We start from the raw sequence: 20,735 nt of genomic DNA, 5'->3' as shown, positions 1-20,735 counted from the left end.
CTATATTTTTATAAATTTAAAAGAGTGTTCTTTTTGGTTTTGTATAAAATTTATAATGTAAATACCTTTTTTTAAGAAAGTTACATCAATAGAGTTATTAATTGGGTCTACCTTATTCTTAGTAATTAGTTTACCCAATACATCGTAGATTGTGTATTTTGTAGGCGAAACTAAGGCATTAATATGCAGTTGAGATTGGGTAGGGTTGGGGTAAACTGAAATTTGAGGAGTGTTGAAATCTATAATATGTAAAGTGCTATCAAACAGACTAGTAAGCTCGTTGCCATTACCTGTTTTTAAAGCTGTAAACCATAGTTTTTGATTGTATAATACAAGACTCCCAGATGATGTTTGTATTAGTTCTTGAGTACTATTAGTAAGTTGAAATGTGCCAGCTGCTGTGCCATTTGTAACCCAAAGCTGTTGAAAATTATGATAAAATAATTTGCCATTATATATTGTAGCATTAAAAAATTGTAAAGACTCCCCTGTAGCTGTTGTACTAACAGCTTTTATAGTGCCAGAAGTAGTGCCATCGGTTTTCCATAATTCCTGATCTGAAGTCGTATTATCTGAAGCAGAAAAATAAAGCTCATTATTATATATGGTAAACTTTGGGCTATTAATACCACTAGCAAGATTATCTGTATTGATGTCTTTTATTAAATTAACAGTAACACCATCGGTTTTCCATAACTCTCTACCAATAATTTGATTTGTTGTACTATTATAGCTTCTAGCTGAAAAATACAACTCGTTATTAAAAATAAAGAAATCTGAAGGATTACTACCTAAACCAAAAAATGGATTTAAATTGTTAGGAAATATATCAAACTTTAGTGCTGTTCCTGCAAGAGTACCATCTGAAGTCCATATTTCAGACCCAAATCCATCACTATCAGCACCAGAAACAAAATACAAAAGATTGTTAAATACTTTTAAGTGATTAATTCCATTTAGCCCGCCTTTAACCATTTGTGTATTAGCAGTAGTACCATCTGTTTTCCAAAGTTCATGTGTACTACCACGCAATACAGTAAAATACAATAAGCCATTGTAAACAGTACCTAGCTTCTGCTTTCCGGCTGTACTAAAGTATACTGGTGCTCCATTTGTTGTGTCTTCAAAGTTTTTTAAGCTTACAGTACCAGTTGTAGTACCGTTAGTTCTCCAAAGCTCTATAGAAGACGCTGTTGAGCCTCTAAAATAAAGTTCTCCATTATATTCTAAAAAAACTTCTTTATCGTTATTTGTATTAAAGTCTAAACCACTAGAACTTCCACTCCTTACATCTTTTAATAACTGAGTGCCAGCTTCTGTTCCATTTGTTTTGTATATTTCTGTGCCTATTCCAGAGACAAAAGCTGTAAAATAAAGTTCTCCATTAAAAGACGTTAAAGATTCTGGAGAATAACCAGCGCCTCCATTTAAATTTGGGGCTACAATACTTGTTCCTAAATCTGTACCATCCGAGACATACAATTTCTTAAAGGAAGGTGTTATTTCAAAAGCCTGAAAATACAATTTTCCATTATGTTCTGTAATGTATTTAGGAGAGCTACCATTGCTACCAGACCAAATATCTATTTGCTGAAAAGTGTATTGAGCTTGTACAGTTGTAAAGAGTAATAGAAAAATATATAGCGTAATTTTTTTCATCATAATTATATGTGTTGTAATATTATTTTCTTCTAGATTCAATAGCTTTAAAAACCACATTAACAGTTGTATTAATTGTAGTTTCAAGGCCATCATCTTGTCTAATTTTCATTTCTAATTTATCTGAAAAACTTCCGGAGACTGTCCTTCTTTTTTTTACAATACCCGTTTCCCATGCAGAGACTTCTTTAATGGTAGTTTCTGAGCAGTCTATAAAATCGCCATCAATTTTATGAAAAGACTGATTGTTTTGTAGATCTATAAAGTTTAAACTTCCGCAACCAGAAGTATCCGTTTTAGCTTGATGCTTACCTTTGGTGGCTTCACCTAAAAAATATTTATTAATGTAATGTATTTGTATACCACTTTCTGAAACCAATTTAGAAGCATTGATATTGCTTATGCCTTTATTAAATCCTAGGTTAATTTGACTTGTGTAATTCCCTTTTTCTGGAGTAAATACATGAGTTCCTTTAAGTGGACCTTCATTAAAAGTTATTTTTAAATAAACATTTTGTGAGAAAGAAAAAGAGACGAATAGTAGGCAAATAATGATTAGACTTTTAAATTTCATAATTACATAGATTTATAGTGGTTAGTATTAATTTCTAGGGTTATATTTTCTTTTATTTTTAAAGCTTTAATAGAGCCAGTTTCATTTACAGATTCATAATAAAGCTCAAGCACAAAACCTTTATAAGGGCTATTTGTATGCATACCAAGAATAGGTAAATAGTTACTTTTTATGGGGAAGCTACCTTTTACCACCCAGGCCAAAACTTTTGAGTTTTCTTTTGTATAGCTGTATTCATGACATAAGTAACCTAAAATGGTTTTAGTATTACCTGTTTTTTTTATTTCAGCTTTAGGCGGAATTTTATCTGAATTATCAAAAGCCTTAATATCTTGATCTGTAATGTTTTTTTTAATTTTCATTCCAGGTAAATCCATGAATACAGTTGCATGATCTGGAGTTAAAACATTATATATATCACCTTCCATAGCATCATTTTCTGAAGCCCCTAGTTTTATACATGATATATTAGAATTTTGTTTGCTAAATAAGAATTCTAAAGTTGTTTTCTCGTTGTCGTTAGCGCTTAACTCTAATAAAATACTTTGGTTAAAGACATATACATCTTGCTTTATATTTGGCTTTTTATTAGTTGTAATGTCCTCTAGTGTTTTATCTGTTTTTTGGTCTACAGTTTCTACAACCTTATCCTCAATTTTAGCTTTAACTTTTTTCTTTAGTTTGCTTAGTAATTGTGCATTACAGTTAAAAGAAAGGATTATAGTGATGATACCTAAAAATAATTTGTTGTTTAGTGCCATTTTTAATACTTTAGATTATGATTATTTCTCTTTTGTATGGGAAAGAATAAAAAGGTTAACATTTATATATTTTATTTTTTATGTTAACCTTTTTTCTATTAAATCTACTTAATGAAAAAACAACCAACAGATTTAGAACAACGTTTAAGAAATAATGATAAGAACGCCTTAGAAGAAGTTTATCTCTTATATAAAGAAGCTTTTCTTAATTATGCGTCTAAATTTAATTTACCAAAGGAGGACGTTATAGATATATATCAAGATAGTATTATTGTACTATTCCAGAATTTTGTAAGCAAACAATTAAGCCTAGAGAAAAGCTCAATTAAAACGTATTTGTTTGGAATAGGAAAACATAAAATATACGATAGACTAAAAGAAAAAAAGATATTATATATAACAGAAGATATACATGAAGCGGATAACGATATTATAATATTTAAAGAGGACAGCTTAACAGAACAACAAGTATTACTAAGAAAAAAATATAAACAATTAGGGGAGCGTTGTAAATCGATTTTAAACATGTTTTATTATAGAAACCTTACAATAAAAGAAATAGTGACTTTAACTAACTATAAAGATGAAAATACAGTAAAGAGTCATAAATCTAGATGTATGAAAAAGTTAAGAACTTTAATAATTGGAGAGGATTAAAATACGTTTATGGAAAAAGAAGTATTTATACAAAAATATAACAGAGGTGAATTAACACCACTAGAAGAGGCTGAATTTAAGCGCCTTTTAAAAACGGATACTGAATTTAAAGCCCTATTTAAAGAATTTACAGATGTTAATAAGGTAATAGAAAGTTTAGAGAAAGATGAATTAAAGGCACAACTAAAGAAGCTAGAGAATAAGACCAAGCAAAACAACTTAAAAAAATGGTTAGTAGCTGCTTCGGTTATTATTTTTTTAGGTTTGGGTAGCTCGTATTATTTTATAGAGAAGCAAGATACTTCAGCAACACTGTATGCAACTTATTTTGATGTATACCCAAATGTATTAGCCCCAGTAGTACGAGGAGAAGAAGAGTTACAACCATTGTCTAAAGCCATGTTAGCATACGAAAACGGACAGTACGACAAAGCACTAGAGCTATTAGAAACTATTTTAGTCACTAATAAAAACGAAAACATACGCTTTTATAAAGCAATGTGTTTATTAAATAAAAGTAAAACAGAAGACGCTTTATTAGAATTAAATAATTTAGAAGAAACAAAGTTTAAACAACAAGTTCTTTGGTACAAGGCTTTAATTTATTTAAAACAAGATAATATTAAAAAAAGCAAAGAAAAGTTAAAAGAAGCAATACGTATAAAACACTTTTTTAAATTAAAAGAAGCTAAGCTATTGTTAGAAAAAATAGAATAGTAAAACTAGCCAAACTATATTATAAAGAAAGCGATTACTCATTAAAACGACTACTTCACTCAATATTCTTTTTAAGAATAAAAAATATGTTACACCTTGGTAACTGTTAATAAAGTCAATGACATGGTATAATTATTGTTATTATACATTTTAAGACTCACTCATTTACTCATAATAATTGGGTAACATTTAGTACAAAAATAGACTTAATTATAGAACCTATTTTTAAGGTTAATAAAAATAAAGAAAACATTAGGCGTACATTTATAATTAAAGCTACACTGTTTTTAACACATATTTATTACCATATTCTAAAATAAAAAAGAATTTATATAGTTAAATAAAAAGAGCCGTTAATCAATAAACACCATAGAATATAATATATTCTAGCCCCAAACCCTTTAAACTGTGACCGAGTTAGAAAGAATACATAACAATACAAATGGAGAATTGCCAAATGAAGATTACAATATAATTTTAGTTGAAAACATTATAAATCCAAAAGAAGCATTACATCTCTTTATAAAAACGATGCAAGTATTTTTAGAGCATAAAGCACTAAGCATCTATAGTATTACATGGGAAAATTTATTACCAAAACCATTAGTAGCATTTACTAAGCAACTTGATAATGAAGACTATCATAAAGATGATTTATTATTTCCAAGCATAGACATTTTAATCTATAATTTAAGATATTTAAGAACCTGGGAGTGGTATAGTTCTGAGTATACAAAAACAGGGTTTAAAGTAATTGTAAAAGGAGAATTTAAAGAATCTTTTTTACAAATATTGCACCATCAAGGCATACCACATATAAATTTATTTATAGTAAGAAACGATAAATTATATACAGTAAAAGCTAAAACCGATGTTTTAACATATAAAACATGGAATGCAGATACCTTGAAGTTAAAAAGAAATTAGATACAAAAAAATAAGAGGTTTCACCCTATTAATAATACGTGATAAAACCCTTGATAATTAAAATAATTTATTATTAATTACTATTTTTTATATACAAAAAATAATAACTATTTAATTAATTTAAAAGAGCAACCAAAACATGTAAAAGAGGTAACTTTAGAATATAAAACAAGAAAAACGATAATCAATAATAACAAAAACAAGAAAAAATGAAAACAATATGCAACCAAAACCCATTAAAAAAAATTACTAGTATTATTTTAGTAGTAGTTGGGTTAATGTTAATGACCTCATGCGATGCCTTAAAAACTGCGGTTTACGATCAATATTCGTATCAAAAAAGCGTTGAAATAAAAGTAGAAGCCTCTAGTTTAATGGATAAAGCTATAACACCCTATGCAGATAATAAGGAAGAAATTGAAGCATTAAATAAAGAGATTCAAAAAATAGTTGAGTACGAAAAAAACAAACCTAATAATGAAATTACTTACGCTATGTGGAAAATACTAAGTAATAAAGAAAAGAATTTATTAGCAGGCTTTTTTAAGCGTTGGGAAGAAAAAGGGCAAATGTCTCAGTTTTTTGTAACAGAATCCAAAGCACAAGTGTTGGAAGCTATGGACTTATTAATACAATATGAAGGTAAAAAAGATAAAGTAGCTAAAGACAGATTGCTTGACATTATAACAAGTAATAATTAATATATACGACTATTAATCAATAAGATAAAAAACATACAACTATGGATTTTGAAGCATTATTAAAAGAGTTAAAAGCATCAATATTAGGCCTGTTTGGAGAAAAATGGGATGATTTAAAGAAAGAATCTAAAAAAGATGTAGAACAGTTTCTTGCAGAAAGCAAAGTAAAATTAGAACGTTGGACTAAATTATTAGCTAATGGAGATATTACATTAGATGATTTTGAATGGCTATTAAAAAGTCAAAAAGACGTATTATTAATGAAAGCCTTACATAAAGCAGGCGTGAGTAAAATTAGTCTTGGACATTTTAAAAATAAAATAATAAAAACAATTGTAGATACAGTAAAAACAATTGTTATCTCTTAATAAAAAGAGAATATTAGTTCTTTTTAAATCATAATTCTAAATATATTTTTATTAACGTGATGGTTATTCTATAACCATCACGTTAACTTATATGCCCCAATAAATAATTTTTATGAGTAAAATAATGACCTTTTTTAATAGTTTTGGTATATGGTTCAAGGTATTAATCTCTGAGTTGGCTAATAATATTATAAGTGTTTTATTAGTCGTCTTAATATATTTTATGCTTTGGTTTTTCCCGCAAACACTAGACTTATTATTAGTATTAAACCAAAATAACGCAATTAATTTTTGGGAGATTTTTACTCTAGAAGTACCGCTTTATTTTTCATTATTACTCATTATTTCATTTTTTATATGGAATGCACCAAAATATTATTACAGACCAAACTATACAAAAATTACATTTAAGAACTTTTTAAAATTTATACCTACAAAACATTACAGAGCAATAGAAAAAAGTGATAAATATAGCTATAATTGTAAGTATCATGTTAGAAAAATATTACCTAGAATTTTAGGTTGTTTAGTTCTGTTTATATCGGCATTTGCCATATTAAATGCTATGAAACTGTTTGATATAGAAAACAGATTAAGCAATTTATTAAACCCCTCCAATACATTGGCCATTCTTACTCTAATATTAATTTTACTATTAGAGCATAATATATATCGTTTTTTAAGACAATTAGTGAGAAAAATACCCAAGCTTAATTACATTATTACTGGCTCTATATTTATATTATTCATTTTTATATTAGGGCTAGGGGCAGCAAATAATCAAGCAGAAAAAGATTTAATACTACTATTTTATTCCAATTTATCATTAGCACTAATATTTTTTATTGTAGCGTTTAATACTAAAGATTTACTAACAATACGTACAAAACCTTTTTTTTATGGAGGTATTATTATTTCAGGAATACTAGTGTTACTAGTATATATTGTATTTAATATAAAGCCAGACATAGCAATGCGTTTAAACCCACTATCTGTATTGCTAATATGTTTAATGTCATTATATTTAATCTCTTTTATATTTGTATTTATAGGAAAAAAAATACAATTCCCATTATTCACATTTGTAGTTATATTAGGTTTAATATTATCAAAATATAATGCAAATAATGATCGCTTCGACCATTACGAACTAGACAAAACGGTTACAAGTAAAAATGATAGAAAATTTTTAAAAGCTTACGTTAAAGATTGGATTAATAATAGAAAAGCAAAAATAGAACAAGCAAAAGAGGATTGTTACCCTATATTATTTGTTTCTTCAGAAGGGGGAGGCTCTAGAGCTGGTTTATGGTCTTTTTTAATACATAGTTATTTATCAGAAAACTCTAATAATAGATACTATAAAGATCACTTATTCTCTTTAACAGGCGCATCAGGAGGAGGCGTTGGAAATGCTATGTTTTTTGCAACAGCACAGCAAGCAGAACTAAATAATACCACAATTAATTATAAGAATACAAATAAACCGTTTACCTATAAAGCTAGTACTATATATTCTAAAAATTATTTGTCAACTTCAATTGTTGGCTTACTAGGAAGAGATTTTTTTAAAAGTATTCTAAGTCTATTTCCCTTTGATAATAGAGGCGAATTATTACAAAATGAATGGCAAAATGCATATAAAGAAGTATTTAATACTAAAGAAAATGATTTAGAAAAAGAAGTGTTATCCTACTATTCTAAAAGTGATACATCTGGCTTTGTACCTCCATTATTATTTATGAATAGTACACATGCCCAAACAGGACGCTATAGTGTTATTAGTCCTGTAGATTTTGGAGACTCAAAATTATTTTCAGGATATTTCGATTATATAAAAAAACTAAGAGCAAAAAAAGGCGATAAGCATTCTGTAAAATTAATAGAAGCTATGCGTATTAATGCAGCATTTCCTTATTTAACTCCAGCAGGAGAAGTAAAAGATGTAGGACTATTTGGAGACTCTGGATACTATGATAATATAGGAGGAACAGTATCTACGGCTTTGTTATATGTTTTTAAAGAAGTGCTTGACGAAACACCAGAGTTTTATAGTATAAAAAACAAAGTTAATTTACAAAGTGTTTTAATATTTAGCGATTTAGACAATGAGCGACTAGAAGGTGAGCAATTTAAACCAATCTCTCAATTAGATGCCCCATTAAAAATATTAATGAATGTGAGATCTGGACATACAAAAGAACAAATAGCAAAATTAAATGAAGTGCCATTACAATTAAGGCGTACCTATATAATACCAAGTACAAAAACCAGTACATTGTTACAGAAAAAAATAAGAGATTTAAAATCTGAACAAAGTGATAGCATTAAACCAATACTTGCCCTAGGGCGTTACTTATCTGGTACAGCAATAAAAGCCATGGAAAAGAGCTTACATTTAGAAGATGTAAAATCTAGATTAGATAATTTATTATACTACGAAACGGTTTCTGAAACAAAAGATACTATTAAATAGTTAAAATTTAGACAATTGTCATTTTATTTTGTATATTTGTCATGTTTAAAAATTAAAACTATGAACACAGCAATTCAGCATTCATTATCAGATGATGGAGAAGGAGGCTTATTACGTTATTTAAATTTAGATATTCCTTTACATAATGTCTACGATTTTATAGAATTATCTAGGAATGGAATAAATAAAAAAAACTTATTATTTCTTGCTAAAAAAATTGAATTCGATTTAAAAGAACTAGCAGCAATACTTCATATTTCTGAACGTACATTGCAACGCTACACAACTTCAAAAATATTAAGCCCAGATGTAAGCGAGCGCGCTATACAATTAGCACGACTATATTGTAAAGGAGAAGATGTTTTTGGAGATTTAGAGCAGTTTAAAAAATGGATGAAATACCCAAGCACGGCTTTAGGAATGAAACAACCTAAGGAGTTACTAGACACCACATTTGGGTTTCAATTATTAAACGAAGAACTTACAAAAATAGAATACGGGATTTTTTCATAATGTTAGTATATCGCATATCTAAAGATATTTACATAAGAGATTTAACAGGAATAGGAGCTAAGACAGTAGGTGGACGTTGGAATTTTAAAGGCGTTTCTGTATTATATACAAGTAGTTCTATAGCATTAAGTATGTTAGAATGTTTAGCGCATTTTCCAGCAGCATTTGCACCTAAAGACATGGCATTGGCTTGTATAGAGTTACCTGAAGATTCTATAAGCGAAATAACTGTAGATGAATTACCAGAGAATTGGAGGGCAGTGCCATCTCCAAGAGAATTAAAACAACTATCTTATAACTGGATAAAACAACAAGAAACATTAATTTTAAAAGTTCCTAGTATTATAGTACCACAAGAATTTAATTATATTATAAATCCATTTCATAAAGATTTTGATAAAATAGTATTAAAAAAAGTACTTCCATTTTATTTTGATAATCGGGTATTATAATAAATACTACAATCAAGAAATCTATAGATTCGTCAAAACAAACCTATAAATCTTAGGCTTTATAATAATTAAACAGCTTTGTTTAAGTTGTTAAGTAGTTACTATTGTACTATTGTTGTCTTTTCTTGGACTAATACTCTGTAATAAACACGCAATTACAATTACAATAATACAACCCACAAAATTCAACCATAAAAACGGTAAGTTTATATATTCGAATTCATTAAGTAAAAATAGAGCGATAACAATAGCTTGAGTAATTAAGGCTCCAATAAATACAGCATTAGACTTTACAAACTTAAAAAAGAAAGCTAATAGAAAAATACCTAGAACGTTACCATAGAAAATAGAACCAATAATATTTACTAACTGAATTAAATTCTCTGCTAAATTAGCAACACAAGCAACTCCAATAGCAATAATACCCCAAGCTAAGGTAAATAATTTAGATACTTTAACCATGTCTTCTTCGCTTTGCTCTCCTGTATTACGCTTGTATAAATCTATAGTTGTTGTGCTCGCTAATGCATTTAATTCGCTAGCAGTACTAGACATCGCTGCACTTAAAATAACAGCTAATAGTAAGCCTATTAAACCACGTGGTAAGTTGTTTAGTATAAAATGAATAAAAACATAATCCTTATCATTAGATTCTACCTTTATATTTTTAGCATCACCAGCTTTTTCTATTAAAGCTTTAGCTTCTGCTCTTAAAGCATCATGTTTTGCATTAGCATTAGCTACAGCATTAATATATTCAGGAGCTTTAGCTTCAGTATAATTGTTATCTATATAATTAGTTATAGCTTCTTTTTTAGCTTTAAAAGCTTCAAGTTGTTTATGCTCTAGCGTTTTATAGTCATCTGCATAAGTAGAATTTAATACTACTTCTTTTGCTGTAGGATTAAAGTTTATTGGAGCCTCATTAAATTGATAAAAAACAAATACCATAACACCAACCAATAATATAAAGAACTGCATAGGGACTTTTAAAAGCCCATTAAAAATTAAGCCTAGCTGCATTTCTTTAACCGATTTACCAGACAAGTAACGTTGTACTTGGCTTTGATCTGTACCAAAATAAGAAAGCATTAAAAAAGTACCTCCAATAATACCACTCCAAAAGGTATAACGGTTGTTTAAATCGAAAGAGAAATCTAAAATTTCCATTTTACCACTAGCACCGGCAATATCTAAAGCATTCGTAAAGTTTATGTTTTCTGGAAGCTTGTTCATTATTAAAACGAAAGCAATAACCATCCCTGTGAAAATAACCACCATTTGGTGTTTTTGCGTTACGTTTACAGCTTTAGTACCGCCCGAAACAGTATAAATGATAACTAGAATACCAATAATAACGTTGAGTAATAATAGGTTCCATCCTAAAACGGCCGATAAAATAATGGCAGGAGCAAAAATCGTAATTCCTGCAGCTAAACCACGTTGAATTAAAAATAATATTGCAGCTAATGTTCTTGTTTTTAAATCAAAACGACTTTCAAGAAATTCGTATGCAGTATATACTTTTAAGCGATGATAGAGCGGTATAAAAACCATACATATTACAATCATGGCTATAGGAATTCCAAAATAGAATTGCACAAAACCCATACCCGAATGAAACGCTTGCCCAGGTGTAGAAAGAAAAGTAATGGCACTGGCTTGCGTTGCCATTACAGAGAGGCCAATAGTCCACCATTTCGAGGTTTTTCCTCCTCCAATATAATCCTTTACGTTTTGGCTACCTCTAGTTTGCCAAGTACCATAACCAACAATTAATAACAATGTTCCTATTAGAATAATCCAGTCTAGTGTTTGCATAATTTAAAAGGCTTGCATGATTAAATGAAAAATAATAATGTACAGTGCATTAGCAGCTAATACTAAGGTGTAAAGCCTTTTCCATTTATATTTAGATTGTTCCATAAGGCTATATTTATAATAATTTAAAAGAGTAAAATGAACTAGTTTTTAATTTCAGGTGCGTTATCAATATTATCTTTCCCTATAGATAGCATATTGGCAAATAACCTATAAGCTCCAGACACACCTGCTGGAAATTCTCTAAAGAAACTTAAACCTGTGTATATATAATGGCCTTTACCATGCTTAGCTACTAATAAACTGCCAGTTTTTGGTGTTTCACCTTTATCATGCATAGACAAAAGTGGGGTAAATTCTGATCCCCATTCGCTAGGAAAATATAAGCCACGTTCTTGCGTCCAACCTTCAAAATCTTTAGACGTTATTTTATTAGGGAAATTAAGTAACTCATGTTCTGGATTTAAAAGTGTAACGTCTGCAAATTCATCGGTAACACGATCTCTAGATAAAACCAATTTATAAGGTGCTAATTCGTCTACTTTTACTCTATGTCTGGTATTGTATTGTACAATCATGTTACCACCTCTAGAGACATAATCAAATAAAATTTGTTGTTTAAAATTTAGGGATTCAACAGTATTATAGGCTCTAATACCTATAACTACTGCATCAAAACGATCTAAAGTTTCGGCGTTTATATCTTCTGGTTTTATAGTAACTACATTATAACCAATTTGCTTTAAACTTTCAGGAACAACATCTCCAGCACCTTCAATATAACCAATGTTTTCGCCACGTTTTTGAATGTTTAAACGTACAATTTTACTTTCGCTTGGTAGTAATACGGTTTGAAATGGGATGTGATCGTAATCTATTTCTATAAGCTCTTTTGTATAGGTTTTATCGCCTACAGTAACCATTGGTGTTATGTAGCCTTCACTTTGATTTTTTGGAGGTATAATGGTAAATGTTAGGAGCTGCTCTTGCCCTTTGTTAGCAATAGATACTTTTTGCTGTTTAGGGTACACATTCCAGTTTTTAGGATGGGCAATTTCAATATATCCTTCTAAATTATCGCGACCAGCTTTTACAATTACTGGAATTTCTTTTTGTTTATCGTTTTCAAAAATAATAACCTTTTCAGCAATTTTAGCTGAAGCTTCAGGAATAATCTCGAAAGGTTTATAAACTTCCCCCTTAACAGGATCGTTTGTTTTGTAAATTATAGGTTTTGTATAAGGAATGGTTACAGACCCAAAGTTTATATTAAATGTTACATTAAATGGTCTAGGGGTTTCGGGTTCGCCAATTAATGTTTTATCATCTACAGTATACATACCTAGCGTTCCTTTTTTTACTAACCAATACGGGGTGGTTACTACATTTTTATCTATAGGTGTAAAAGATTCATTTAAATTAATGATAACATTGTTGTTTAAAGCAATTCCTTTATTAATGCTTGTATTATCGGCAGAAACTATGGATGCTAAACTCATTTTATAGCCACTTCTATTAATAGCTTCTAGCTTTAAGTTAACTTTATCTGTTACGGTAGAATGATTTGTCTCAGCTACAGCTTCTAAATATAAACCCGAACAAGCTGCAATAATGGCTTTAATCTCTTTAGTTTTTATGGCTTTCCAATGCGCATCTTTTAATTGCTGAATTAAACTATAGGCTTCTAATAATTTAGGAAGTGAAGCCGATGGGTTTTTAAAATTGAAATCTGCTTGTACTTTTTCTAAAATAGCGCCAATAGTTTGTCCTCCTTTTACACGGCTCCAAGTTGTATTAATACCTTCAAAAATATTAGATTTATCCTTAGGTAAGTCTCCTTTTATAAGCTCTATATATTCTGTTTGCGTTCCACGTGTTCCCGTACTACCAAAGCCTTGAGATTTATGCTGGCTTCTGCTTAATGAAGCAATTTCGGTATTACTTAAACCACTGGACGGGTAGTAGGTACCAATATCGAAGTTTAATAAATTGGTTTTATCTGCTTTTTCAAACTTTTCTCTACTTCCATAAAACCACCACGAAGTATTAAAAAATAAACGTTTTGGTTGCCACGTAGTTACTCTATTTAATTGGTCTGGAAAGATTGTTTTGTCGTTTGTAATATCAAAAGCTTCAACACTTAACATGGCAGAACTAGTATGATGCCCGTGTGTAGTTCCAGGAGTTCTGTGGTTAAAACGATTAATAATTATGTCTGGTTTAAACTGGCGAATTGCTAATACTACATCGTTTAATACTTCTTCTTTATTCCAAATAGCTAGAGTTTCGTCTGGGTGTTTAGAGTAGCCAAAGTCGTTAGCCCTTGTAAAACGTTGTTCTCCACCATCTGTACGTCTAGCAGCTAATAGTTCTTGTGTTCTAATAACACCTAATAACTCTCTAATTTCTGGGCCAATAAGGTTTTGCCCTCCGTCTCCTCTTGTTAAAGATAAATAGGCCGTACGTGCTTTAACATGATTGGCCATGTAAGAAATTAATCTAGTATTCTCATCATCTGGATGTGCTGCTACATACAAAACCGAACCTAAAAAGTTAAGTTTTTCTATAGATTCGTATATTTCTGAAGCGTTAGGTTTCTGTGGTTGTTGTCCATTTACAGAAATTATATGAATAAAAACTGCAATAAAACAAACAAAGTAGTTTCTCATTATATTTTGATAGTTAGGTGTGCATCAAATATAAAAAGAAAAGGGCTATTTACTTTTGTTTTAGTGTTTCTTTAACGTTGTGTTAAATTGCACTGCTACCATCATCTATAGCATCTTTTTTTATAAGGGTAACTGCTTTTTGTAATATTAAATTATTAGGGTAGGTTACCAAATCTCCATTATCTAATCTTAAATGTAATTGAAAAGCTCTAATGTCTTCTATAATAGCTTCTATAGGATAATCTTTATCATGTATTTTTATTTTATCTCCAACTTTATATGGAAACGAAAAGAACATAATAATTCCAGTAGTAACATTACTTAATATAGACCATATTGCAAATAAGGCAATACCTATAACTGCAAATAAAGAAGAAAATATAACCGTTAAATCCTTAATCTCTGCACCAAATACATAAGCCTCTATTAATATAAATATAATAAGTAATGTAGCAGTAGTGTATCGGTTTATTAAGCCTATTCTAGCTTCGTTAACCCCATTATTTCTTCCAATTTTTCTAACAATACTTCTTGCTGCAAAACGAATAATGAAAAATACAACGAATACTATTACAGTATAAACTAATTGATTTTGATTTGCCTTTAAAAAGGTTTCCATATTACTAAATTATCATGCAAAGATAATTAAGTTTAATCTAGTTGAAGTGTTTTTCGTAAAGTTTCATCCTTATTACTATTTTTACTCCAATAAGGCGATTTTATCGTTTTAAGTTTTGTTGCTTTTGTTGTTAAACCGTTTATTGTTTCTTCCCAACTTTCAATAGTATACGGAAAGGTTTTAGTAAAATTAATACTTAAAGTTCTGTTTAATTCTGGGTAAGAAATCGTGTAATTGCCATTTTTTAACTTGGCAGAAGCGTTGTAAGCTTTTAACTTTTTATGCTTTAATCGTACATATTCTATAGAAGGAATAATTTTAAAAGTGCCTACAGGTAAAGATTTTGGATTAATACGTAGCTGTGTCCATATTTCATTTTCAAGATGTGTTTTTGAGATACTAAAATCTTGGTCAGCTTCGCTTTCAAAATAAGAGTGCGAGGTAACATCAAACTGGTCTCTATTATTTATTTGGGTATATACATGACCACACCATTCTTGAACAGAACCACTTACTTTTAGAGCATGCCTGTTATTTGAAACAGGATAAAATGTGCTCTGCATTATAGAATATGGGTAAATACCAGTATTAAATTTTTTAGTGCTATTTAGTTTTAAAACAGGAATGTTAGTGTCGTTATTGTAATCTGCTTTTACTTGCTTATCATTTAAAAATGGTTCTGTAACGTAAACTAATACAGCATATCCATTTCTAATCTCTCCATAACGTGCTTGTTCTAGTTTATAAGATGAAATTTCAGCTTCCCCAGCATACCAATAGTCATTAAACTCTTGTGATGTCTTTTGGGGCTCTTTTTCGGGTTTAACTTCAATAGGAGTTTCTGCTTTAGCGTAGTCTTCTGTTGGTATTACTTTTTCATTTTTGCAACCACTAGATAATAAAAAGAGCGTTACGATGCTTAGAGGGAGTAATTGGATATTAAATAAACGTTTCATTATAGTTTGTATTATAACTATAAAGTTACAATTCTATTACTTTTCTGCAATAACATTTAACGTTTCATATACAAGGTGTGTAGGTAAACCCATAACATTAAAGTAAGAACCTTCTAATTTAGTAACACCAATAAGGCCAATCCATTCTTGAATGCCATAAGCTCCAGCTTTATCAAAAGGCTTGTATGTATTTATATAATACCAAATTTCGTCTTCTGTAAAGGTTTTAAAGGTTACTTTGGTAACATTACTAACTGTTTTCTGGTAGCTATTTGTACGCATGCATACAGACGTAATAACTTCATGCGTTTGCCCGCTTAAAGATGATAGAATGCTAAAAGCCTCAGCATCACTTCTTGGTTTTCCTAAAGCTTGTTCGTTATGCCAAACAATAGTATCGCTAGTAATTAAAATATCGTTATCCTTTAAGTCTTTTAAATATGGCATAGATTTTAACTGTGCCAAATAATTAGTAATTTCAAAATGGCGTAGAGTTGGTGGGTACTCTTCCTTTATGGGCTTCAATCTAATTTCGAAATCTACACCTAAGTCTTTAAAAAATTGTTGACGTCTAGGAGAGCCAGAAGCCAAAATAATGGTATGGTTTTTTAGTTTATCGTTTAACATGTTTTAAAAGATAAGCCAATATAATACCATAACCAACATTCCTGTTAACATTGTTAGTTTTAATATAAAACTAATATGCTTAAACTCACTATTTTTTTCGGCTGTAAATAACTTTATAGCAGTATATATAAGTGGACCAACAACCATAATTAAAAAGTAAATAACAACTTCTTTATGCATAAAAAGATACTTAGTTACATAAAAAATAATTATAGCTATTGTAATTAGAGTTAAAGTAAAAGCAATTTTAGCAGTTCTTGATTTTCCTAGAATAATAGGTAAGGTTTGCATCCCAGATTTATAATCCCCATCTACATCCTGAATATCTTTTACTATTTCTCTAATAAAATTTAATAAAAAAGCGAAAATTCCAAAGTCTGCTAAAACTTCAAACATTGTCGATTGAAGGTTTTGGTTCTGTTCATTAATAGCTGGAAGCAATTCAAAAATACCAACAATTAAAATACTAGAGGCTACTAAAAAAGAAACTATAATATTCCCCACCACGGCAATTTGTTTTAGAGAAGTACTATAAACATATAATAAAGCAGCAATGATAACAAAGAAACCAAAAAACTTAGGGCGACCAATACCATTAGCTAAATAAAAACCAATAATAACGCCTATAAAGGTTAAAGCCATATATAGTGTATTGGCTTTACTTTCAGAGATGTGTTTACCTATAATAACTAAATTAGGTTTGTTTATAGTGTCTGTTTCTACATCATAAATATCATTTATAATATAGCCGCCAGCAGCTATACATAATGTAGATAATATAAGTAGCGTAAAGTTAATAGGACTTAAATAAGTATCTACAGCCAATGAATTAAATAAAGCATATTTTACTAATAATTGAACAAAAGCTATCATTAGTAAATTTTTCCAACGAATAAGGTTGAGGATATTTTGCATATATATAATTACAGTTTATTAGTTTAATTAAGCTTTTATGAGCTTAAAACAAATGTAATAAAAAAGACTTTCTGAAAAAGAAAGTCTTTTTTATTATTAGTGGAGATTTATAACTTTTTTACAAAGTCTCCCATTTATCTTGTACTTTCATAACTTGCTCAATAACATCACGCACACAACCTTTACCACCCAGTTTATGCGAAATATATTTTGAATTGGCTTTAACTTCTGCAACAGCATCAACAGGGCAAGTTGCTAAGCCAACAACCTTCATTACAGGCACATCAGGGATATCATCTCCCATATACAAAACAGATTCTGGTTTTATATTATGCTTAGAAATATACGTTGTGAACTGGTTTATTTTTTGATGAGCACCTAAATACACCTCTTTAATACCTAAAGTGTTTAATCTTTTTTCAACGCCTTCGTTTGTGCCACCAGAAATTATGCAAATATTAAATCCCTTAGCTAAGGCTTGTTTCATAGCATAGCCATCTTTAACATTCATAGTTCTTAATAAATCGCCATTAGTAGCAATGGTTAAAGAACCATCTGTTAATACGCCATCTACATCAAATATAAAAGTAGTTATATGTTTTAAGTACTCTTTATAGCTTTTATCTTCCATGTGTTTTTTGAATTGATTTGGTTAGCAGGTTGTAAATGTCTTTATGATGTTCGTTCTCCAATAATTTTAAGTGCCTTTTTATTGTTTTCTTATCTCTGCGTAGAGCAGGACCTGTTTGTGCTAAATACGGAGAAAGAGACTCTATTTTATTGGCCGTTTCTTTAATTAAAGGCTTTAAAATATCAAACTCGGCACCTTGAGATTCTGTAATTTCATGAGCAACTCTGTATAATTGATTTGTAAAATTATTTACAAAAACAGCAGCAAGATGTAAAGCCTGTCTTTGGTCTGAGTTTACTTTATGACTTTTACTTCCAATAGCTTTAGCAAGGGCTTTTAAAATAGGAAGATCTTCCCTTTTTAAAGCTTCTATACAAAGCGGAACATCTTTAAAATCTATTGGGGCGTCTTTAGAAAAGGTTTGCAAAGGGTAAAAAACACCACGTTTATGCTTTTTATCTACAGTATATAAACTAGAACTACCTGAAGTATGTACAACCAATCTATTTTTAAAAGGTAAATCTACAGATAGTGATTCTATTGCATCATCACTAACAGCAAGTATATATACATCTGCTTCTACTAACTCCGATAAATTATCGGTAATAGAGACGCTGTTTTTATATTTAGAAATAGACTTTAAATTCCTATTATACCATTGTGCAACAGTAACTGTTTCTGAGGCATTAAATGCTTTAAATAAATGTGTGGCTACATTGCCAGCACCAAGTATTACGGTCTTTATCATAAAGCAAAAATAAACATAAGTTGCGCTTTAATAAAGTGAAATACTTAAATTATTTAAGCGCAAGAAATAGTAATAGAGTGGGTATGTCCACTATCGTTAGACGAAGTTGCTGTAACCTGTTGATTACTTTGTAAAGTAGTAAACTGTGCTGCACTAACAGTTACAGTATGTGGATGAGCAGAATTACCTTGAATATTATATGTTTTTTCCACACCAGCTGTAACATCTGCGGCGGAAACAACTAGAGTATGTCCGTGGTTGCTACCTATAGAACTAGAAGTTCCATTAGTACCACAATTTACACCTGAACTTTGTGGGGGAGCTGCTGGAGCAGAATCGTCCGAACTTGAACAACTTAAAAGAGTATAAGCAGGTATTGCTACTGCTAGTGCACCTAATGATTTTTTGATGAATGTTTGTCTGTCCATAATAATTTTATTTAATAATTAGTATTCCTATTCTATTAAACGGAAGCTGATTTAAAAACTTACAGACTAGTAACTTAAAAGTGCTAAAAGTAAATTTTGCGCTTTAAAATGGAAAGATGCCCCGTTTTTTCGAGTTTTTTTACGGCTCTAATTACAGTTTCAACTCTTAACCCTGTTAAATCAGAAATTTGCTGTCGAGTTAAATTTACCTCATACAAGCCATCGTTATTAGCTGTAGATTTTAAATGTCCCAATAAGGTTAAAATACGATGCTCTGGAGGGTGTATTGAAACCTCTTTCATTATTTTAGCTTTATATACCATGCGTTTGCATAACAATTTTGTAATATTTAAGTGAACATCTGGATGCTGTATTAAAAGCTCTAAAAATGTAGCTTTTGGTATAATATAAATAGAAGTTTCTACTAAACTAATGGCAGCTGCAGGATATTTAAAATCACCAAACAAAGGAGGTTCTCCAAACGATTGATGATCTTCAAAGAACCCTTGAACAAACTCTTTTCCATCTTCAGTTAAATTATACATTTTAACACGTCCAGTTTGTATTTGGTAGTAATATAAAGGCGTTTCTAATTCGTTAAAAATAACTTGATCTTTTGCATAATGCTTGAGCTGAACATTATACTGTTCTAAAATATTAAGAGATATCATGAGCTTATGATTTGAATCATATAAAAACAAATACAAGGTATCGAAATTTGTCCTGTTAATCTAAAATACCCAAGAAAATGAATTATTATAATTATGCATTAGCCGATTTTAAAAAACGATTTATGGTTTATGTTCCACTAACCATTATTTTACAAAGCTGTATAGGGTCTATTGCAGCAATGTATATTTTAATGAGTAGTACAGCAGATTATTTTCCGTTTTTTCAACTTACACTTTGTGTTATCTTATCTATGCTATATAATGCGTCGGTATTAGCACAAATGCACTATAAATTAGTATTTAACCTATTGTTGTTGTCACTATTTACTAATATTGTATTATGCATTATTAATCTATAAACAATAATGAGCGCTATAAAAGAAGATATAAATAATAGAGCAGATGTTTTTTTACTAGTTTCTACATTTTACGAAAAAGTTAGAGTAGAAAACACACTAGGTCCAATCTTTAATTCAAGAATTAAAGATTGGGATGCTCACTTAGAGCTGTTAACAACCTTTTGGGAAACAAGTTTGTTTTTTACAAGAAAATTAGACACGAAATATAAAGGAAACCCCTTAGAAGCTCATGTAGAAGTAGATAAAGCAAATGCCAATAGTATAAACGAGCAACACTTTGGAATTTGGTTAAACCTATGGACACAAACTATAAATGAGCTTTTTAAAGGAGATATAGCGGAACTAGCTAAACGTAGAGCTAGAAAGATGGGAACATTTCTATATTTAAAAATATTTGAAGCGCGGTCTAAAAAGTAAATCACTTAAATTATTAAGTTTAACACAATATTGAAGCATTTGTCCTATAAGAAACGAACAAAAACGATT

General features: G+C 29.8%; 23 protein-coding genes. 10 read left to right on the top strand and 13 right to left on the bottom strand.

Annotated elements, in window-relative coordinates; all coding sequences use genetic code 11:
• Genes ACVC08_RS18565 through ACVC08_RS18555 form a run of 3 tightly spaced genes read right to left on the bottom strand, consistent with a single transcriptional unit; the run spans window position 1 to window position 2,994 of the window.
• The gene (locus tag ACVC08_RS18565; RefSeq protein WP_452603179.1) at window positions 1-1,662 is read right to left on the bottom strand and encodes a T9SS type A sorting domain-containing protein; all 1,662 of its coding nucleotides are present in this window, start codon (window positions 1,660-1,662) and stop codon (window positions 1-3) included.
• Window positions 1,663-1,681: 19 nt separating this feature from the next.
• Window positions 1,682-2,233, bottom strand: a complete 552-nt coding sequence (locus tag ACVC08_RS18560) for a hypothetical protein (protein WP_452603178.1) — start codon at window positions 2,231-2,233, stop codon at window positions 1,682-1,684.
• A 2-nt stretch (window positions 2,234-2,235) separates the two neighbouring features.
• Window positions 2,236-2,994: a hypothetical protein gene (locus ACVC08_RS18555; protein ID WP_452603177.1), complete on the bottom strand. Its 759-nt coding sequence runs from the start codon at window positions 2,992-2,994 to the stop codon at window positions 2,236-2,238.
• 111 nt (window positions 2,995-3,105) lie between these two features.
• Here ACVC08_RS18555 and ACVC08_RS18550 point away from each other — a divergent pair, with 111 nt between their 5' ends.
• From ACVC08_RS18550 to ACVC08_RS18515, 8 genes are all read left to right on the top strand, one after another.
• Window positions 3,106-3,651 carry an RNA polymerase sigma factor gene (locus tag ACVC08_RS18550; protein WP_452603176.1) on the top strand — a complete coding sequence of 182 codons (546 nt, stop codon included), beginning with the start codon at window positions 3,106-3,108 and terminating at the stop codon, window positions 3,649-3,651.
• A gap of 9 nt (window positions 3,652-3,660) precedes the next feature.
• Complete coding sequence (locus ACVC08_RS18545) at window positions 3,661-4,368, top strand: hypothetical protein (protein ID WP_452603175.1); 708 nt, start codon at window positions 3,661-3,663, stop codon at window positions 4,366-4,368.
• 408 nt (window positions 4,369-4,776) lie between these two features.
• On the top strand, window positions 4,777-5,295 hold the full coding sequence (locus ACVC08_RS18540) for a hypothetical protein (protein WP_452596813.1): 519 nt from the start codon (window positions 4,777-4,779) through the stop codon (window positions 5,293-5,295).
• A 209-nt stretch (window positions 5,296-5,504) separates the two neighbouring features.
• On the top strand, window positions 5,505-5,996 hold the full coding sequence (locus ACVC08_RS18535) for a hypothetical protein (protein ID WP_452603174.1): 492 nt from the start codon (window positions 5,505-5,507) through the stop codon (window positions 5,994-5,996).
• 41 nt (window positions 5,997-6,037) lie between these two features.
• The gene (locus tag ACVC08_RS18530; protein ID WP_452603173.1) at window positions 6,038-6,364 is read left to right on the top strand and encodes a hypothetical protein; all 327 of its coding nucleotides are present in this window, start codon (window positions 6,038-6,040) and stop codon (window positions 6,362-6,364) included.
• 112 nt (window positions 6,365-6,476) lie between these two features.
• Window positions 6,477-8,840, top strand: coding sequence for a hypothetical protein (locus ACVC08_RS18525; RefSeq protein WP_452603172.1), 2,364 nt, complete (start codon window positions 6,477-6,479; stop codon window positions 8,838-8,840).
• A gap of 60 nt (window positions 8,841-8,900) precedes the next feature.
• Window positions 8,901-9,353, top strand: coding sequence for a type II RES/Xre toxin-antitoxin system antitoxin (gene parS, locus ACVC08_RS18520; RefSeq protein ID WP_452597290.1), 453 nt, complete (start codon window positions 8,901-8,903; stop codon window positions 9,351-9,353).
• On the top strand, window positions 9,353-9,805 hold the full coding sequence (locus ACVC08_RS18515; RefSeq protein WP_452597291.1) for an RES family NAD+ phosphorylase: 453 nt from the start codon (window positions 9,353-9,355) through the stop codon (window positions 9,803-9,805). Before parS ends, ACVC08_RS18515 begins: the two co-directional genes overlap by 1 nt.
• Before the next feature lie 90 nt (window positions 9,806-9,895).
• Here ACVC08_RS18515 and ACVC08_RS18510 read toward each other — a convergent pair whose 3' ends face one another.
• The 10 genes from ACVC08_RS18510 to ACVC08_RS18465 form a co-directional block, all read right to left on the bottom strand.
• Complete coding sequence (locus ACVC08_RS18510; RefSeq protein WP_452597292.1) at window positions 9,896-11,626, bottom strand: sodium:solute symporter; 1,731 nt, start codon at window positions 11,624-11,626, stop codon at window positions 9,896-9,898.
• Window positions 11,627-11,769: 143 nt separating this feature from the next.
• The gene (locus ACVC08_RS18505) at window positions 11,770-14,295 is read right to left on the bottom strand and encodes a PIG-L family deacetylase (protein ID WP_452603171.1); all 2,526 of its coding nucleotides are present in this window, start codon (window positions 14,293-14,295) and stop codon (window positions 11,770-11,772) included.
• An 82-nt stretch (window positions 14,296-14,377) separates the two neighbouring features.
• The gene (locus ACVC08_RS18500) at window positions 14,378-14,914 is read right to left on the bottom strand and encodes a mechanosensitive ion channel domain-containing protein (protein ID WP_452597294.1); all 537 of its coding nucleotides are present in this window, start codon (window positions 14,912-14,914) and stop codon (window positions 14,378-14,380) included.
• Window positions 14,915-14,946: 32 nt separating this feature from the next.
• Complete coding sequence (locus tag ACVC08_RS18495) at window positions 14,947-15,870, bottom strand: septum formation inhibitor Maf (RefSeq protein WP_452603170.1); 924 nt, start codon at window positions 15,868-15,870, stop codon at window positions 14,947-14,949.
• A 36-nt stretch (window positions 15,871-15,906) separates the two neighbouring features.
• A complete protein-coding gene (locus tag ACVC08_RS18490; RefSeq protein ID WP_452597296.1) occupies window positions 15,907-16,497 on the bottom strand; it encodes a Maf-like protein in 591 nt (196 codons plus the stop codon).
• A 3-nt stretch (window positions 16,498-16,500) separates the two neighbouring features.
• Window positions 16,501-17,412, bottom strand: a complete 912-nt coding sequence (locus tag ACVC08_RS18485; protein ID WP_452603169.1) for a geranylgeranylglycerol-phosphate geranylgeranyltransferase — start codon at window positions 17,410-17,412, stop codon at window positions 16,501-16,503.
• Window positions 17,413-17,530: 118 nt separating this feature from the next.
• Window positions 17,531-18,043 (bottom strand): KdsC family phosphatase, encoded by a 513-nt coding sequence (locus ACVC08_RS18480; protein ID WP_452603168.1) that lies wholly within the window; start codon window positions 18,041-18,043, stop codon window positions 17,531-17,533.
• Window positions 18,033-18,791, bottom strand: a complete 759-nt coding sequence (locus tag ACVC08_RS18475; protein ID WP_452597299.1) for a Rossmann-like and DUF2520 domain-containing protein — start codon at window positions 18,789-18,791, stop codon at window positions 18,033-18,035. The genes ACVC08_RS18480 and ACVC08_RS18475 overlap by 11 nt, the downstream gene beginning before the upstream one ends.
• 53 nt (window positions 18,792-18,844) lie before the next feature.
• On the bottom strand, window positions 18,845-19,219 hold the full coding sequence (locus ACVC08_RS18470) for a hypothetical protein (RefSeq protein WP_452603167.1): 375 nt from the start codon (window positions 19,217-19,219) through the stop codon (window positions 18,845-18,847).
• Between the two features lie 83 nt (window positions 19,220-19,302).
• On the bottom strand, window positions 19,303-19,890 hold the full coding sequence (locus tag ACVC08_RS18465; protein WP_452603166.1) for a Crp/Fnr family transcriptional regulator: 588 nt from the start codon (window positions 19,888-19,890) through the stop codon (window positions 19,303-19,305).
• Between the two features lie 77 nt (window positions 19,891-19,967).
• Here ACVC08_RS18465 and ACVC08_RS18460 point away from each other — a divergent pair, with 77 nt between their 5' ends.
• Together ACVC08_RS18460 and ACVC08_RS18455 are read left to right on the top strand one after the other, a co-directional pair.
• Window positions 19,968-20,249: a hypothetical protein gene (locus ACVC08_RS18460; protein ID WP_452597302.1), complete on the top strand. Its 282-nt coding sequence runs from the start codon at window positions 19,968-19,970 to the stop codon at window positions 20,247-20,249.
• Between the two features lie 6 nt (window positions 20,250-20,255).
• Window positions 20,256-20,666 (top strand): group III truncated hemoglobin, encoded by a 411-nt coding sequence (locus tag ACVC08_RS18455; protein WP_452603165.1) that lies wholly within the window; start codon window positions 20,256-20,258, stop codon window positions 20,664-20,666.
• Window positions 20,667-20,735: the final 69 nt, after the last annotated feature.

This window comes from Pontimicrobium sp. MEBiC06410 (assembly GCF_053601615.1).
Note: the sequence above shows the minus strand (reverse complement) of the source record. Positions and strands in the feature narration are given on the sequence as shown.

Excerpts from the sequence above, each read along its gene's own strand:
- ACVC08_RS18565 (WP_452603179.1), bottom strand. The coding sequence starts at position 1,662 with ATGATGAAAAAAATTACGCTATATATTTTTCTATTACTCTTTACAACT.
- ACVC08_RS18560 (WP_452603178.1), bottom strand. The coding sequence starts at position 2,233 with ATGAAATTTAAAAGTCTAATCATTATTTGCCTACTATTCGTCTCTTTT.
- ACVC08_RS18555 (WP_452603177.1), bottom strand. The coding sequence starts at position 2,994 with ATGGCACTAAACAACAAATTATTTTTAGGTATCATCACTATAATCCTT.
- ACVC08_RS18550 (WP_452603176.1), top strand. The coding sequence starts at position 3,106 with ATGAAAAAACAACCAACAGATTTAGAACAACGTTTAAGAAATAATGAT.
- ACVC08_RS18545 (WP_452603175.1), top strand. The coding sequence starts at position 3,661 with ATGGAAAAAGAAGTATTTATACAAAAATATAACAGAGGTGAATTAACA.
- ACVC08_RS18535 (WP_452603174.1), top strand. The coding sequence starts at position 5,505 with ATGAAAACAATATGCAACCAAAACCCATTAAAAAAAATTACTAGTATT.
- ACVC08_RS18530 (WP_452603173.1), top strand. The coding sequence starts at position 6,038 with ATGGATTTTGAAGCATTATTAAAAGAGTTAAAAGCATCAATATTAGGC.
- ACVC08_RS18525 (WP_452603172.1), top strand. The coding sequence starts at position 6,477 with ATGAGTAAAATAATGACCTTTTTTAATAGTTTTGGTATATGGTTCAAG.
- parS (WP_452597290.1), top strand. The coding sequence starts at position 8,901 with ATGAACACAGCAATTCAGCATTCATTATCAGATGATGGAGAAGGAGGC.
- ACVC08_RS18515 (WP_452597291.1), top strand. The coding sequence starts at position 9,353 with ATGTTAGTATATCGCATATCTAAAGATATTTACATAAGAGATTTAACA.
- ACVC08_RS18510 (WP_452597292.1), bottom strand. The coding sequence starts at position 11,626 with ATGCAAACACTAGACTGGATTATTCTAATAGGAACATTGTTATTAATT.
- ACVC08_RS18505 (WP_452603171.1), bottom strand. The coding sequence starts at position 14,295 with ATGAGAAACTACTTTGTTTGTTTTATTGCAGTTTTTATTCATATAATT.
- ACVC08_RS18500 (WP_452597294.1), bottom strand. The coding sequence starts at position 14,914 with ATGGAAACCTTTTTAAAGGCAAATCAAAATCAATTAGTTTATACTGTA.
- ACVC08_RS18495 (WP_452603170.1), bottom strand. The coding sequence starts at position 15,870 with ATGAAACGTTTATTTAATATCCAATTACTCCCTCTAAGCATCGTAACG.
- ACVC08_RS18490 (WP_452597296.1), bottom strand. The coding sequence starts at position 16,497 with ATGTTAAACGATAAACTAAAAAACCATACCATTATTTTGGCTTCTGGC.
- ACVC08_RS18485 (WP_452603169.1), bottom strand. The coding sequence starts at position 17,412 with ATGCAAAATATCCTCAACCTTATTCGTTGGAAAAATTTACTAATGATA.
- ACVC08_RS18480 (WP_452603168.1), bottom strand. The coding sequence starts at position 18,043 with ATGGAAGATAAAAGCTATAAAGAGTACTTAAAACATATAACTACTTTT.
- ACVC08_RS18475 (WP_452597299.1), bottom strand. The coding sequence starts at position 18,791 with ATGATAAAGACCGTAATACTTGGTGCTGGCAATGTAGCCACACATTTA.
- ACVC08_RS18470 (WP_452603167.1), bottom strand. The coding sequence starts at position 19,219 with ATGGACAGACAAACATTCATCAAAAAATCATTAGGTGCACTAGCAGTA.
- ACVC08_RS18465 (WP_452603166.1), bottom strand. The coding sequence starts at position 19,890 with ATGATATCTCTTAATATTTTAGAACAGTATAATGTTCAGCTCAAGCAT.
- ACVC08_RS18460 (WP_452597302.1), top strand. The coding sequence starts at position 19,968 with ATGAATTATTATAATTATGCATTAGCCGATTTTAAAAAACGATTTATG.
- ACVC08_RS18455 (WP_452603165.1), top strand. The coding sequence starts at position 20,256 with ATGAGCGCTATAAAAGAAGATATAAATAATAGAGCAGATGTTTTTTTA.